General features: G+C 36.7%; 10 protein-coding genes and 1 other RNA gene. 6 read left to right on the top strand and 5 right to left on the bottom strand.

The genetic code is table 11. The annotated features are described in order from the left end of the window. Positions 1–6 precede the first annotated feature (6 nt). Positions 7–2,028: an HDIG domain-containing metalloprotein gene (locus tag V9G42_07345; GenBank protein ID MEI2759228.1), complete on the bottom strand. Its 2,022-nt coding sequence runs from the start codon at positions 2,026–2,028 to the stop codon at positions 7–9. A 39-nt stretch (positions 2,029–2,067) separates the two neighbouring features. Beyond that, positions 2,068–2,461: RNase P RNA component class A (gene rnpB / locus V9G42_07340), an RNA gene on the bottom strand. A 127-nt stretch (positions 2,462–2,588) separates the two neighbouring features. On the opposite strand from rnpB, the gene xerD reads away from it, so the two are divergent. From xerD to V9G42_07315, 5 genes are all read left to right on the top strand, one after another. Next, the gene (gene xerD / locus V9G42_07335) at positions 2,589–3,488 is read left to right on the top strand and encodes a site-specific tyrosine recombinase XerD (protein ID MEI2759227.1); all 900 of its coding nucleotides are present in this window, start codon (positions 2,589–2,591) and stop codon (positions 3,486–3,488) included. Next, entirely contained in the window at positions 3,485–4,732 is a 1,248-nt protein-coding gene (locus V9G42_07330; protein ID MEI2759226.1) for an NAD(P)/FAD-dependent oxidoreductase, read from the top strand. Before xerD ends, V9G42_07330 begins: the two co-directional genes overlap by 4 nt. Positions 4,733–4,742: 10 nt before the next feature. Then, positions 4,743–5,291, top strand: coding sequence for an FKBP-type peptidyl-prolyl cis-trans isomerase (locus V9G42_07325; protein MEI2759225.1), 549 nt, complete (start codon positions 4,743–4,745; stop codon positions 5,289–5,291). Continuing rightward, entirely contained in the window at positions 5,292–6,140 is an 849-nt protein-coding gene (locus V9G42_07320; protein ID MEI2759224.1) for an FKBP-type peptidyl-prolyl cis-trans isomerase, read from the top strand. It abuts the gene before it with no gap. Positions 6,141–6,503: 363 nt separating this feature from the next. Further along, positions 6,504–10,232 (top strand): PQQ-dependent sugar dehydrogenase, encoded by a 3,729-nt coding sequence (locus V9G42_07315; GenBank protein MEI2759223.1) that lies wholly within the window; start codon positions 6,504–6,506, stop codon positions 10,230–10,232. 4 nt (positions 10,233–10,236) lie between these two features. On the opposite strand, the gene V9G42_07310 is transcribed toward V9G42_07315, so the two are convergent. From V9G42_07310 to V9G42_07300, 3 genes are read right to left on the bottom strand one after another with little or no spacing between them, the layout of a single operon-like run. Then, entirely contained in the window at positions 10,237–10,695 is a 459-nt protein-coding gene (locus V9G42_07310; GenBank protein ID MEI2759222.1) for a GtrA family protein, read from the bottom strand. 58 nt (positions 10,696–10,753) lie between these two features. Then, positions 10,754–11,719: an ADP-glyceromanno-heptose 6-epimerase gene (gene rfaD / locus V9G42_07305; protein ID MEI2759221.1), complete on the bottom strand. Its 966-nt coding sequence runs from the start codon at positions 11,717–11,719 to the stop codon at positions 10,754–10,756. A 3-nt stretch (positions 11,720–11,722) separates the two neighbouring features. Next, on the bottom strand, positions 11,723–12,577 hold the full coding sequence (locus V9G42_07300; GenBank protein ID MEI2759220.1) for a 1,4-dihydroxy-6-naphthoate synthase: 855 nt from the start codon (positions 12,575–12,577) through the stop codon (positions 11,723–11,725). A 60-nt stretch (positions 12,578–12,637) separates the two neighbouring features. On the opposite strand from V9G42_07300, the gene V9G42_07295 reads away from it, so the two are divergent. Further along, the gene (locus tag V9G42_07295) at positions 12,638–13,591 is read left to right on the top strand and encodes a protein kinase (GenBank protein MEI2759219.1); all 954 of its coding nucleotides are present in this window, start codon (positions 12,638–12,640) and stop codon (positions 13,589–13,591) included. The last annotated feature ends 297 nt before the right edge of the window (positions 13,592–13,888 follow it).

Here is a 13,888-nt window from a genome sequence, read left to right as displayed (position 1 = left end):
TTATTATCAAGCTACCGTGTATTCAACCCGTACATGATAGATACTTCCAAGCATTTTCTTAAACAATTTTTTTAATTCGGTAATATCTCTGAAAGTAATATTACAGTTTGAAAATTGACCGTGTGCAATTTGGTTATCTATTATATCATCAACCAATTTATTGATGTTCTCTGAATCGTGCTTCTTGAGGCTTCGCGATGCAGCTTCAACAGAATCGGCCATCATCAATACAGCAGTCTCTCTGCTGAATGGTTTTGGACCGGGATAGTGAAATGCATTTTCATCAATAATTTTGTCTGGATAATTTTTCAGATACGACTCGTAAAAATATTGTACACGCGATGTTCCATGATGTGTTCTGATGAAATCAATTACCAGATCGGGCAGGTTGTGCTTTCTGGCTATTTCTATTCCCTTAATTACGTGGCTGATGATAATACCTGCACTTTCATCAAAAGACAACTCATCATGCGGGTTTACCTGAGTAACCTGATTTTCGATAAAATAAAGTGGCATATCCATTTTACCAATGTCATGATATAATGCTCCGACTCTAACCAACAATGCATTACCTCCGATCTTAAACATTGCCGATTCGGCCAGGTTTGCAACCTGCAATGAATGCTGAAATGTTCCGGGCGCTTTTATACTCAGATCATGCAATAATGGATTGTTACTATCAGCAAGTTCTATCAATGAAATATCAGAAGTGACTTTGAAAATACGCTCTAGAAAATAAATCAATGGATATGCAAAAAGTGTCAGCAGCACGTTTGCAAGTAACCAGAAAGAATTTTCCCAATTGACTTTAACCATATTTCCTGCATGAATAATTTCGAGGCTGGTATAACAAACAAAATAGCCGATATAGACAAACAATACTGCCCAAGAAACATGTGAGCGATTGCGCATATCTTTTATACTGAATATAGTTATCATACCCGCACAGATTTGTGTAAACACAAAATCAAAACCATTGGATGCAATTGATCCTAAAATTAATATTGTGATAATATAGCCAAACAAAGCAAGCCGTGTATCAAAAAATGTACGTAGTACAATAGGCAGAATACATAATGGAACAATATACAAACTCACAGCTTCTACTTTAAGTGACCATGTGTATATAAATACATCGAAAACTACCATCAATAAAATAATACTTAGTCTTCTGTTTGACTGAAAAATATCTTTTCTGCGTTGTGCCAGGAATATCATCAATAAAGAAAGGCACAAAACAACCAATATTACCTGGCCTACAAGTACATGTTTATTGGGACGGGCATACTCTTCTGTAATTGACTTCAGAGATTCCAGCTCCTGATATTTTTCACGTGTTACAACTTCGCCTTTTGCAATAATCAAATCGCCTTTTTCAACCATTCCACGAGTTTCAGAGACCGACCTTAGCAACTCATCTTTAAAACGGTCTGTCATTACTTTGTCAATGGTTAAATCATTGCTTACCAAAGGAGCAAGTAATGAAATTGCCATATCCGGAGCGTCAATATGCTTTTCTTTCGCAATTCGAGCCAGCTCGTTAACGGCATCATCTTCAAAAATAAAATTGTTGGCAGGTATCAAATCAACACCTTTGATTATTCTGGCCTGACCAAAAGAAATGGTGCGTGCACTTTCGTCTGCCACGCCATTCTTATAGAGTTCGCTGGCAAGAATGGAAATTTCCTGCCTTAACAATTCTGCATTATGTTTATCGACCGGATCAATTCGTGCTATTGCTCGTTGTAAAACTTGCTCTTTAACGGCTGTATCGCGTTCAAAAAAAAGCGTTGCATTGAGAAGTAAAATTCTTTTCTCAGCATTGAGCGAATCCTTATTTTTCAGAACAGCAAAATCAAATGGAGCTACCAGGTCTTTTTCAGTCCAGGGTTTAGATATTGAATAATCAAATTTATACCTTACCTGATGTGGCAACATTTTAATAATCAGAAAGGCTGTAAAACAAAAGATAATAAATTTAAGAACTATCTCATGTTGATTGCTAATGTAAAGGAGTTTCTTTTTCATTGGCTGCTAAATTATTAAAAAGCAATTCAGCAGAAAAAAAATAAAAGCAAGCCTGTAAGCCGGATTCTGTAATCTGAATACTTTGCAGCATTCAAACCCCCTATCATTTGTCTGTTTGCGGCATACCCTTCACGAAGATGTTCATTGCTGAACAAACGGCAACGAGCCATTGCCTGTTCGTGATATATTTTGCCTTTCAACTCCTGAGGTTTACCTTGCATTTTCATTACTGAAGATGCCCGTAAGCTCTTACCTCACGTTTTCACCTTTACCACCATGCAATTCATTGCTGGTGGAATTGTTATCTCTGTGGCACTTTCTGTTATAGCTTCATCACTAAAACTACACCCTCCTTTAACAGGAGGCAGGATGCTCTCTGTTGCCCGGACTTTCCTCTCTTAAACGAGTCAAGAGCGATAGAGCGGCTTGCTGATGCAAAAATACGATTTATTAGCCTTAATTTTTTATTCAGTTCAATAAACATTCCATCGTTGATTTTTTGTCTTTATTTCAACCAAACATCCCGTATGACATAAGTTTAGGTTAGCTACTTTAGCACTATGAGTAAGGTGGCATATATTAATGGCTTTTCAGCATATATTAAATTGGAAAAATCGTTATCTGCCAATTCCAATGAGGCCTATAAACATGATGTGGAATTGCTTTACGAGTTTCTTCAGGAAAAACACATAGAAAAGAGCGTTGAAACACTTTCACTAGACCATTTGCAGCAATTTATTCAGTGGATAAATGAACGGAATCTTAGCGCCCGATCGCAAGCCAGAATTATTTCAGGCATTAAAGCATTTTATAAATTTCTCTTACTCGAAAATATTATCTCTGATGACCCTACAACATTATTAGAAACGCCTAAACTGGGAAGAAAACTTCCTGAATTTTTAACTATTCAAGAAATTGACACCTTGCTAAATGCTATTGATTTAAGTACAGCCGAAGGTCAGCGCAACAGAGCCATGCTCGAAACACTTTATAGTTCAGGGTTACGTGTAAGTGAACTCATTTCCTTAAAAAAATCGAATTCCTTTTTTGACATAGGTTTCTTAAAAATTACAGGTAAAGGCAATAAAGAAAGATTAGTTCCCATAGGCTCATCGGCTATTAAACATATCCATATTTACGAAGAGTCTTTCAGAAGACAAATAAAAATTAAAACCGGAAATGATGATATCCTTTTTCTTAATAGAAGAGGTGCTCAGCTAACACGTGTCATGGTGTTTACCATCATCAAACAATTAGCAATTAAAATTCAACTCAAGAAAAAAATAAGCCCACATACTTTCAGACATAGTTTTGCTACACACCTTATTGAAGGTGGTGCCGATTTACGTGCTGTGCAGGAAATGCTCGGTCATGAAAGTATCACTACAACAGAAATTTACACTCACTTGGATAGAGATTATCTTCGTCAGGAAATTATGCAACATCATCCACGCGCATGAGCGAAAAGAAACGACTTGTTATAATCGGTGGTGGTGCTGCAGGTTTTTTTTCTGCTATCAATGCTGCACAAATGGCGTCAGATCTGGAAGTAATTATCTTAGAAAAAACACATAAGTTATTGTCAAAGGTTCGTATTTCCGGTGGTGGTCGTTGTAACGTTACACATCAGTGCTTTGATAATAAACTCTTAGCTGCAAATTATCCCCGAGGAAATAAAGAATTACTAAGTTGTTTTCATCAGTTTAATGCCTCTGACACTATTGAGTGGTTCAGTCAGCGTAAAATAAAATTAAAAGCAGAACCAGATGGAAGGATGTTTCCTGACACAGATTCATCAGAAACCATAATCCATTGCTTTTTGAATGAAGCGGACAAATTAGGTGTAACCATTAAAACCGGTGTGGCATTAACAAATTACTCTCAAACAGAAGATGGAAGATTTATTTTGAACCTATCTGACAAAACTACCATGCACGCCACATTTCTGCTCATTGCTTCAGGTGGACATCCAGCAGCATCATCGTATTCGTGGATTTGTACTTCATCAAATCATACTATAATTAATCCTACTCCTTCACTTTTCACTTTCAATATCCCAAATTCTCCATTCAAAGGTCTTGAAGGAGTTGCCACAGAAGTTACTTTAAATTTACCGGCTTACAACAGAACTGAACAAGGTCCGCTACTCATCACACACTGGGGATTGAGTGGCCCGGTAGTTTTGCGCATGTCAGCATGGGCGGCAGCATGGTTAAATCAACAGAATTATCTTACCGAAGTCTCGATAAATTTTTTGCCAGGTTTCAATCATACAAAAGCTTTAGAAAAATTTGCCGAAAACAAAAATCTGTATGCAAGGACAAATGTAGCAACCAACAAATTTTTTACTAATATACCGAACCGGTTATGGGAACGTTTAATTGATTATGGAAACATTGACAAACAAACACAGTATGCGCAACTTTCTAAAAAGCAAATCAACACATTAATAAATCTTTTAGTTGACTTTAGAGTTAAAATGAACGGCAAAACAACTTTCAAAGAAGAGTTTGTGACATGTGGCGGAGTTCACTTAACTGAAATAAATATGAAAACTATGGAAAGCAAAATAATAACCAATTTGTTTTTTGCAGGAGAAGTGATAAATGTTGATGGCATTACCGGTGGATTTAACTTTCAGGCAGCATGGTCAACAGCCATGATAGCAGCACGCAATATTGCAACAAGATGTTACAATAGCTAACTTTGCAAATATGAAAAAGTTGGTTTTAATTCCTATTTCAATAGCTGCATTTTTGATTTTGACATCTTCTTGTAAAAATAATCCGGACGAACAAAAACCAAAGCAGGAGCAACAAATAAATTCCGAAAAATTAAAAGAGCAGTTAGTTAAGGTCAACAAAGCGCAGGTTTATTCTGAAGATGATCAGATTGAAGATTTTTTGAAGCGATACAAATATCCGGTTGAAACAACAGCAACAGGGCTAAGATATTATATTTACAAGACCAATAAAGGCATCAAGCCAAATGCTCACAGCATTGTCCAAATTGCTTACAGAGTCCATTTACTTGATGGCACTTTATGTTACTCGTCTGACAGCACAGGCAATTTAGTTTTTCAAATCGGTAAAACAGATCTTCCGGTTGGTTTACAAGAAGGCGTTCAACTATTGTCAATAGGAGAAAAGGCTGTATTAATAACACCTTCAAAACTAGGTTATGGTTTCACCGGTGATGGGGCTAACATTCCACCTAATGCGGTTTTATATTATGATGTTGAATTGTTAAAAATAAAAAAATAAATGTGTAAACAAATCGCTTTTCTTTTGGCTACCTTACTTTTAATTTCATCGTGTGGCAAAAAATTCAAGAAACTTGAATCTGGTCTTGAATACTGTATAATTGATTCAAAAACAAATGCAAGCAAAGCCAAACCGGGTGATATTCTTAATTTAAACATGCTTTACAAAACAGAGAGTGACACTGTGCTGTTTAATTCGAAAGCAATTTCAGATTCATTCAGACTTATCCTGAAAAAACCACAATATTCCGGTGATATAAACGAAGGACTTGCATTGATGCAACCTGGCGACAGTGTACAATTTAAAATTGATGCTGAAAAATTTTATAATGAATCACTCAAACAATCTCTTCCGCACTATATTAAACCGGGAAGTAAAATAATTTTTGAAGTACGATTGATAAAAATTACTCATCTAAAGGAATACGAAAAGGAACTTTCATTAGCAAAAAAGAAAAAGAGAGATGAGGAGACTACTTTGGTAAGTAACTATGTAATTGACCATAATCTGAAAGGAGAATTTCTTCCAACAGGAACTTTTATTACTGTTATCAAGGAAGGAAAAGGCCGCAGTGCCAATGCTGAAAACCTGGCTGATGTTCTGTACACAGGCAGCTTTCTTGATGGAACTGTTTTTGACAAGCGGACAGATATTCAGAATCCATTTCGCTGTAAAGTTGGAAGCAATGGACTAGTTGATGGTTGGAATGAAGCTTTGCAAAGAATGAAAGAAGGCGGCAAAGTGGTTGTTGTTCTTCCTTCTAACAGCGCTTATGGCGAAAAAGGTTATGGACCGATTCCTCCTTATACACCAATTATTTTTGAAATTGAATTATTAAAAGTTCTTTAATAAAAATTACACCAATTATTCCTGTTGTAAACTCTGAGCAATTATCGTTTACATAAATATAAATTCATCTTTGTTGTACTTGAAAGTTACTAACAGCAATATGATTTATTTTAATTGTGTTTTTCTTCATAAAGAAAATATTACTTAACAAACTGAAATATGATTTCAAAGCCGGCAATCAAGATTCTCTCTGACCTTGTGCTATTTAATTAAATCATTTATCAATAAAAGTCATTCACCTTTGTTTTTATTATCTCTCAAAACAGGTTTGTATTCATAGGTGTAAAACTTCAAAACTTCCTAAGAAAAATATTTTCAGGAGCGTTTATCTTTGCACTTATTATTCTGTAATAAACCGACATCATGAAATATTACTACTATACTTTTATACTAATTGTTTTTCTTTTAACAAATCAATTATCAAATGCACAGGTACTTCCTCCACAATTTACGGATCAACTTGTCAGTACAGGTTGGGACTTTGTTGAAGGTTACACTGATGATTCAACAGGACAAAAATATGTTTGGGAAAAAGCAGGATTGGTTTGGGTTGTTGATACCAATGGTGTAAAATTACCACAACCATTAATTGACATCAGTGAAGAAGTTGGTAACTGGCGCGATCATGGCATGAATGGTTTTGCCATTGACCCAAACTTCAGAACCAACGGATACTTTTATTTATACTACGTTGTTGACAGACATTATCTCCTTCATTATGGTACAGGCAGCTATAGTCCAACCACAAATGAATATGATGCTGCTACTATTTGCCGTATAACAAGATATACTGCAAATGCGGCTACAAATTTTACAACAACTGTTCCCGGAAGCAGACTTATTTTACTTGGTGAAACAAAAAAAACGGGCATTCCGGTTTTGTACGATACACATAGTGCAGGAACACTGTTGTTTGCAACAGATGGAACATTAATCGTTACAACTGGTGATGGAGCTTCACCAGCAACAGCAGATAGTGGACAAATTGCATCTATACTCAGTTATTGGGCTCAGGCATTAGCTGATAGTATTATCACACCACAACAAAATGTTGGTGCATATCGGGCACAACTAATTCAATCTTTGAACGGAAAAATTTTACGTTTAGATCCGTCAACAGGTGATGGAATTCCTTCAAATCCTTTTTATGACAGCACTGATGCTCGTTCACCCCAATCAAGAGTTTGGGCATTAGGTCTAAGAAATCCTTTTCGTATTTCACTTAAACCCGGAACCGGAGAATCTGATCCTACGGCAGGTAATCCAGGAACATTTTTTGTTGGTGATGTAGGTTGGCAATTTTGGGAAGATATTAATATTTGTAATAGTCCCGGAATGAATTTTGGGTGGCCTGTATATCAAGGCTATGATTTAGATCCAAATTATTTTGCCGCAAAACAATTTAACTACTTTGCACCAAATCCACTTTATGGTTCCGGTGGTTGTACTCAACCATATTTTACATTTCATGAATTGGTAAAAAACCCTACTGCCAACGGCATTGTAAGTTTTAACAATTCTTGTAACGCGGGTCAACCAATTCCGGCAACAGTACATACCTTTATTCATGCACGCCCTGTGATTGATTATTATCATGGTAATCGCTCTCGAACAGGAATTTTTACCGGCAACAATGCTTCTACTATAGATATTGATGACCCACAATCACCTGTTGATGGTGTACGCTTTGGTGGTTTTGCTTCTGTTGCAGGTCCACTATATCAAGGTGATAAATTTCCTTTGGATTTACAAGGAAGTTATTTCCATGCCGATTATGGAGGAGAATGGATAAAGCAATTTAAATTTAATGCAAACGATACAGCCACTTATGTCAGAGATTTTGCTTCAAACATGGGGCCTGTAGTTTTTTTAACTGAAAACTTAAGAGATGGTTGTCTCCATTATGTAAAATACCCGGATCAAATCAGAAAAATTTGTTACGTTGGAAATGTAAATAACATACCAACAGCAGTTGCATTATCTGATACTTCGTATGGTGCATCACCGTTACTTGTTCATTTTGATGGCAGTCAATCACACGATCCGGAGAATGATTCGCTTTCTTTCTTCTGGAGTTTTGGCGATGGCTTTACTTCAACTCAGATAAGCCCTCAACATACTTATAATAGTCCGGGTGGTGTTATTCAAAGTTATTGGGCTGTATTAACGGTTACTGACACAGCAGGTAATACTGCAAAAGATTCTGTTTTTATTTCAATAAATAATACACCTCCTGTTGTAAACATCACAAGCTTTAATGATGGCGATTTGTATTCTATGCTTCAGATTTCAACACTGCCACTTCAGGCATCTGTTACAGATGCAGAGCATACACCGGGCCAACTACATTATAAATGGAATGTTTATTTTCATCACAACCAGCACGAACATCCTGAGCCTACTGATACTAACAAAATAACCACAGCAACTATTTTACCAGCCGGTTGTGACGGTGAAATTTATTACTACCGTATTAGATTAACAGTCACTGATGACGGAGGGCTCAGTGGATACAGTGAAAAAAGTGTTTATCCAAATTGCACAACTGATTGCAATGGTGTTTTTAATGGCACTGCTTTCTTAGATTCGTGTAACACCTGTGTTGGCGGTAACACCGGACTTCAACCTTGCATACAAGATTGTCATGGTGACTGGGGTGGTACTGCATTCTTAGATTCTTGTAATACATGTGTTGGTGGTAACACAGGACTTCAACCTTGCATTCAAGATTGTCATGGTGACTGGGGTGGCACTGCTTTCTTAGATTCTTGTAATACATGCGTTGGTGGTAATACAGGACTGCAACCATGCATTCAAGATTGTCATGGTGACTGGGGTGGTACTGCTTTCTTAGATTCTTGTAATACATGCGTTGGTGGTAACACGGGACTTCAACCATGCATACAAGATTGTCATGGTGACTGGGGTGGTACTGCATTCTTAGATTCTTGTAATACTTGTGTTGGTGGTAACACAGGACTGCAACCATGCACACAAGATTGTCATGGTGACTGGGGTGGTACTGCATTCTTAGATTCTTGTAATACTTGTGTTGGTGGTAACACAGGACTGCAACCATGCACACAAGATTGTCATGGTGACTGGGGTGGTACTGCATATATTGATTCATGTGGAATTTGCGTTGGTGGACTCACAGGACTTCTACCTTGCATTCAAGATTGTCATGGTGACTGGGGTGGCACTGCATTTTTAGATTCCTGCAACACCTGTGTTGGTGGCAATACCGGACTGCAACCATGTACACAAGATTGTCATGGTGACTGGGGCGGAACTGCATTCTTAGATTCGTGTAACACCTGTGTTGGTGGAAACACCGGACTGCAACCTTGCATTCAAGATTGTCATGGTGACTGGGGTGGCGCTGCATTTTTAGATTCTTGTAGTACATGCGTTGGTGGACTCACAGGACTTCTACCTTGCATACAAGATTGTCATGGTGATTGGGGTGGCACTGCTTTCTTAGATTCGTGTAACACCTGTGTTGGTGGTAATACAGGATTACAACCTTGCATTCAAGATTGTCATGGTGACTGGGGTGGTACTGCATTCTTAGATTCGTGTAACACCTGTGTTGGTGGTAACACCGGACTGCAACCTTGCATTCAAGATTGTCATGGTGACTGGGGTGGTACTGCTTTCTTAGATTCTTGCAATACATGCGTTGGTGGTAATACAGGATTACAACCTTGCATTCAAGATTGTCATGGTGATTGGGGTGGAACTGCATATCTTGACACTTGTGGAATTTGTGTTGGCGGTAACACCGGGCTTTGGGATTGTGATACCATAAATGCAATAAATAATATTTCCTGGTATAACGAAGTTTCTATTTATCCAAATCCTTTAAGTGGGGAAGATATTATTGTAAAAGCCGGCAATTATTCCGGCAACACGGAAATTTTTATAACAGACTTAACAGGAAAATTAATTTTCAAATCTGAATGTTATATGGAAAAAGGAAAGTGCCTGGTAAGTCTCCATCCAATGCCTGTTGATGGACTATATCTTTTCAAGATACATTTCAGTAAAAACATGATGGTAGTTAAACGACTCTCTATATACGGTCAGTAGCAGATTAATCCTCTACTTCTTCCGTTGCACTTACTCTGAAAGAGAAACTTTTGTGAACAACAAAACTTATCAGTCCTATGCTCACTGCCGAAAATGCACGCGCAATAGTCGGGAACCAATGCATTTGGCGAATAAGGAATTTCATCAACACATAATTCAAAAACAAAACACCTATAGCAACCAATACAAAACGTAAAAACTGATGATGCCCCTTTAAATCTGATTCTTTAAAAACCAAAGATTTTGTGAGAAAAAAATTTGTTAACAATCCGCATGAATAAGATAACATCAAAGAAACTGTTGGTGCAGAAAATGTATAAAAAGAAAATACAATATCCCTCTTTTCGAACAAATAATTAAAAGCTAAAAAATAAATTCCTACATCAACTATTGTTGCAGATGCAGCCGAAAAAAAATACCGAACCACTTTAAGGTTCAGAACACGCATAGTGAATTTTATCATCAGGGCGCTAAAATAGGTTTTCCTGATTTGCCGTCAATCATTGTTGAAAAACTATGAGTTAATAATATTTTGAAGGCAACAGATAATTACTTACATAATCCGTTACACCTTCCTCAAGTGTATAAAATGGCTCTTTGTATCCGATAGCATTGAGTTTTGCCATTTTTGCCTCCGTAAAATACTGGTATTTATCTCTGATATCGGCAGGCATATCAATGAACTGTATATTGTTCTCAATGCCCATTGCCTTAAAAGTGCTTGATGCTAAATCATAAAAACTCCTGGCTTTTCCGGTACCAAGGTTATAGATACCTGAATTTTTACGGTGGTGCATCAAAAAATAACAAACCGATGTAACATCTTTCACATAAATAAAATCACGCAATTGCCAGCCATCCTTATATTCAGGGCGATGTGACTTAAATAATTTAACTACCCCATCATTTTGAATCTGATTAAATCCATGAAAAATAACCGATGCCATTCTGCCTTTATGAAATTCATTTGGCCCATAGACATTAAAAAATTTTAATCCGCACCAGAAATATGGTTTTTCATTTTGAGCAAGTGCCCACTTGTCAAATTCGTTTTTTGAATCGCCATACGGATTTAAAGGTTTAAGCCGGCTTATTTTACTTTCATCATCATCATACCCTGCTTCTCCTCCACCATAGGTTGCAGCCGATGATGCATAAACAAGTGGCAGACCATATTCAACACACTTCTGCCAAATCATTTTACTGTATTCAACATTCAGCTCATCAAAAATCTTTTTGTTAAATTCTGTTGTATCTGTTCTTGCTCCTATATGAAATATAAACTGAGTAAGTTGATGATTTTCGTCTAACCATTTAAAAAATAGTTTTCGATCTACTTTGCCTGTAAATCTTTTTCCTTCAAGATTTTTATTTTTTTGTTCATTGCTGAAGTCATCTACAAGAATCAAATCATTAAAATTCTCTTCGTTGAGTTTCTTCACCAAACAACTGCCAACAAATCCTGCGGCTCCAGTTACTACTATCATTTTTTAATTTACTAAATTCTTTAACTCATCTACAAATACTGCTTCTGCCTTAGGCAGTAAACCGGCAATTTCTCCTTCTGCCAACAACTTTCTGATTGCCATTTTTCCTGTTTCACCAAGTTCTTTTGACCATTGATTAACGTACAATGAAATGTGTTGTTGTTGTACACTTATATCCATCTCCTGAGCATGCTGTCCGATAAAATGAGCAGAAGCCTTAGGGTTTTTCATAGCATAAACAACACTATCATGCATTAATTTATTTAATTGCATCTTTACTTCCGGAGGCAGACTCTTCTTCACTGCAATGCAACCCAATGGTAAAGGGCATTTATATTTAGTTTCCCAAAGCTCTCCGAGATCGGCAATTTTTTTTAGTCCCCGCAGATGATAAGTAAAACGGCTCTCATGTATAACTAATCCTGCATCTGCTTTCTCTGTCAACACTTCATTTTCAATATCTGAAAAGAGCAGCTCTTTTTTATTTTTTACATCCGGAGCAAACATTGTCAGCAACAAATTTGCAGTTGTGTATTTTCCGGGAATAACAACCTTTAACTGAGGTAAATCTTCCCATTTAAAATTATGCTTGCTTACTAAAAGCGGTCCGCATTGATGACCAAGAGCAGCTCCTGAAGTTAGCAGCTCATATTTGTCGGCAAGATGTGCAAAGGCAGCAAAACTAAGTTTAGTTATATCTGCCTCTTCTTTCAATGCCGACTGATTTAATTCTTCAACATCTGCCATTGTAATATTAAACTGATGGCCTTGCATATTAATTAACCCTTCTACCCATGCGTGAAACATAAAGGTGTCATTTGGGCAGGGCGAAAATGCTAATGTAAGTGCATGTTTCATGCAACAAAATTACATAAAGCTTGTTTATTAACTTAGCCCACGATAAATATTCTCTGAATCATGTCATTCATTCTGAAAACCAATCAGGCAGCCTACCTTCTTGACCCAACTAATGATAGTCTTGTGTTGAAGCGCAAAGGCAAGTGGAGCTCTGTGTATTTAGGCTATCGCGTTGATGATAAATTACCGGTGGTGATTAAAAAACTACACAACCCTGATGAAATGCAAACACAATTAAGGTTTCAACGTGAAGCATTGATGGGTTTTAATTTTGATGGTGTACAGCATACACTTGATGCATGGAAAGATGACAGCGGCTATTACATTATTAAAGAATTTATTGATGGTCTTTCTATGCGTCAACTTTTGCAACATGATATAAAAAACAGAGCACAATTCAGTATCAAGTGCATTGTTGCCACGCTCGAAATTCTCGAAAAAATTCATAGTAGTGGAATTGTACATGCAGATATACGCCCTGACAATATTTTAATTCTTGTAAATAAAAGAGGCAATCCCGATTTATTAAACCCAAGTATCCGAATCATTGATTTCGGACTTTCCGTCAACATGGCAGAGCCGTTAGCAACACAAAGACTTCCTTTCTCGCTGCTTTATTCTCCACCTGAACAATTATTAAACTTGCCGGAACTCATAAATGCTTCTACAGATTTGTTTAGCCTGGGGCTCACATTATATGAATCTGTGGCTAAATATCCTCCATTTTTTCAGGAGAATCCGGAGATGATAATGCACATGCAATTAAATACAGTTGTTGCTGAACATCCAAAAATACATCCGCTGCTTTTAGCTTTTATACGTAAAGCCACATTTAAAAAACAACTTCGACTACCTCCATCAAAGTTAACTATGGACGAAATCAGACAAACAGTTTTTGAAGGACAGCAAGACAGATTTACAGATTGCAATCAAATGAGAACAATCTTACAGGAAGTAGCACCAAATATTTCTGAAACCAAAAAAAAGAGTTTTTTCAAAAAGATATTTAATTGATTTTTTCTGAATGGTGAAAAAGCTTTAAGAATAAAAACAATTTTATCTTTAGGAGCCAATCAAGTTTTACCGTGATTGAAGCGTAAAATAATTTCAGGAAATAATAATATGGAATATTGTTGCGTCATGCTTCGAAGAAGGGATTGAAGAAGTAAAAAAAGAAGGCGATATAGCTAAACTGTTTTATCAAAAAATTGCAACTAAAGAGATAAAGATTTTTTGCTGACAAGTTGGTTGCAATTTTTTGAACATGCACGAAAATAATTAGAATTTATTCTGTTTTGACAACCTACACTG

Source organism: Bacteroidia bacterium, assembly GCA_037045145.1.
Lineage (GTDB): Bacteria > Bacteroidota > Bacteroidia > AKYH767-A > OLB10 > OLB10.
The sequence above is the reverse complement of the archived record's forward strand: the minus strand, read 5'-3'. Positions and strand labels throughout refer to the sequence as shown.

Coding starts and splice junctions, on each gene's coding strand:
- V9G42_07315 (MEI2759223.1), top strand. CDS start 6,504: ATGAAATATTACTACTATACTTTTATACTAATTGTTTTTCTTTTAACA.
- V9G42_07345 (MEI2759228.1), bottom strand. CDS start 2,028: ATGAAAAAGAAACTCCTTTACATTAGCAATCAACATGAGATAGTTCTT.
- V9G42_07330 (MEI2759226.1), top strand. CDS start 3,485: ATGAGCGAAAAGAAACGACTTGTTATAATCGGTGGTGGTGCTGCAGGT.
- V9G42_07295 (MEI2759219.1), top strand. CDS start 12,638: ATGTCATTCATTCTGAAAACCAATCAGGCAGCCTACCTTCTTGACCCA.
- V9G42_07310 (MEI2759222.1), bottom strand. CDS start 10,695: ATGATAAAATTCACTATGCGTGTTCTGAACCTTAAAGTGGTTCGGTAT.
- V9G42_07325 (MEI2759225.1), top strand. CDS start 4,743: ATGAAAAAGTTGGTTTTAATTCCTATTTCAATAGCTGCATTTTTGATT.
- V9G42_07320 (MEI2759224.1), top strand. CDS start 5,292: ATGTGTAAACAAATCGCTTTTCTTTTGGCTACCTTACTTTTAATTTCA.
- rfaD (MEI2759221.1), bottom strand. CDS start 11,719: ATGATAGTAGTAACTGGAGCCGCAGGATTTGTTGGCAGTTGTTTGGTG.
- xerD (MEI2759227.1), top strand. CDS start 2,589: ATGAGTAAGGTGGCATATATTAATGGCTTTTCAGCATATATTAAATTG.
- V9G42_07300 (MEI2759220.1), bottom strand. CDS start 12,577: ATGAAACATGCACTTACATTAGCATTTTCGCCCTGCCCAAATGACACC.